Annotated in this window: 1 protein-coding gene; it reads left to right on the top strand. The window is 72.0% G+C overall.

Going from position 1 to position 1,383, the window contains the following annotated elements; all coding sequences use genetic code 11:
• The coding region (locus GA0115259_RS27195; protein ID WP_093601935.1) for an HtaA domain-containing protein at positions 1–1,383 on the top strand (1,383 nt) is incomplete at both ends.

Here is a 1,383-nt window from a genome sequence, read left to right as displayed (position 1 = left end):
CCGCCGCGCCGCCCGCCGCGCCGCTCGCCGCGCCCGGTGCGGCCCCAGGCGCGGCCCCGCAACTGGAACTGAAGGACGGCACCCTGGACTGGGGACTGAAGGAGTCGTTCCGCAGATATGTGACGGGCATCGCCGGCGGCACCATCGAGGCCACCGACGGCGCCGCCCAGGCCGAGGGCAACGGCCCGTTCACCTTCGCCAACGGCACCGGTACATACGATCCGGCGACGCACAACGTGACCACGGACTTCGACGGCACCGTCCGGTTCACCTCCACGGCCCACGGCTTCGACATCAAGCTCGCCGACGTCAAGCTGGTCACGGAGGGCACGGCCGGAGCGATCGAGGCGGACGTCACTCTCAACGGCGCCACGCAGGACGACATCGAGCTCGCCTCGATCGACCTCGCGGGCATCCGCCCGGAGACCGCGAACGGCTCGATGGTCTTCAGGGACATCCCGGCCAAGCTGACCGCCGACGGCGCCAAGGCCTTCAACGGGATGTACGCGGAGGGCACGGAGTTGGACAAGGCGACGCTCGCCGTCGCGTACTCCACGCCGTCGCCGAGTCCGACGCCCACCCCGACGCCCACGCCCACTCCGACGCCTTCGGTGACGCCGCCCACCGAGCCGCCGACCGGTGAGCCCACTCCCTCGCCGACCACCACCGCCTCCGAGACACCTCCGGCGTCCGTGGACGGCGCGATCGTCGACGGCAATCTCGACTGGGGCGTCAAAGAGTCCTTCCGCTCGTACGTCACGGGCCCGATCGCCAACGGCAAGGTCGAACTCGGCGACGGTGCGAAGCAGTCCGGCGCGGCCTACCGCTTCCCGGAGGGCACCGGCTCCTTCGACGCCGACGCGCGGACTCTCTCCGCGTCCTTCGGCGGTACGGTCCGCTTCCTCGGCCACGAGGAGGCCGGCGCGTATGTCCTGGACCTCAAGCTCGGCGGTCTGCGGGTGGAGGTGGCGGACGGCAAGGGCACGCTCGTCGCCGATGTGGCCGCCAAGGACCGCGAGACGCACGAGGTCGCCACATACGAGGACCTGAGCTTCGCCACGCTGGACCTCCCGGACGGTGAACTGGCCGCCGTGGACGGTGTCGTGACCTTGAGCGCGGTTCCGGCGACACTCACGGCCGACGGTACGAAGGCCTTCGGCGGGATGTACCCGGCGGGCACGGACCTCGACAAGCTGACGCTCGCGGTCTCGCTGGACGACAACGCCAACCTGCCGGACGGCACGGGCGGTACGGACGGTGCCCCGGGTGGCACGGGCGGTACCGGCGGCACATCCGGCGGCACAGGCGGCTCCGGCAGCGTCGGCGGCTCGGGCACGGCGGGCGGCGGTACGGTCGGCGGCTCCACCGCCCTCGCCTCCACCG

Origin of the sequence: Streptomyces sp. MnatMP-M17, assembly GCF_900091995.1 — a bacterium.
Taxonomy (GTDB): domain Bacteria; phylum Actinomycetota; class Actinomycetes; order Streptomycetales; family Streptomycetaceae; genus Streptomyces.
The sequence above is the reverse complement of the archived record's forward strand: the minus strand, read 5'-3'. Positions and strand labels throughout refer to the sequence as shown.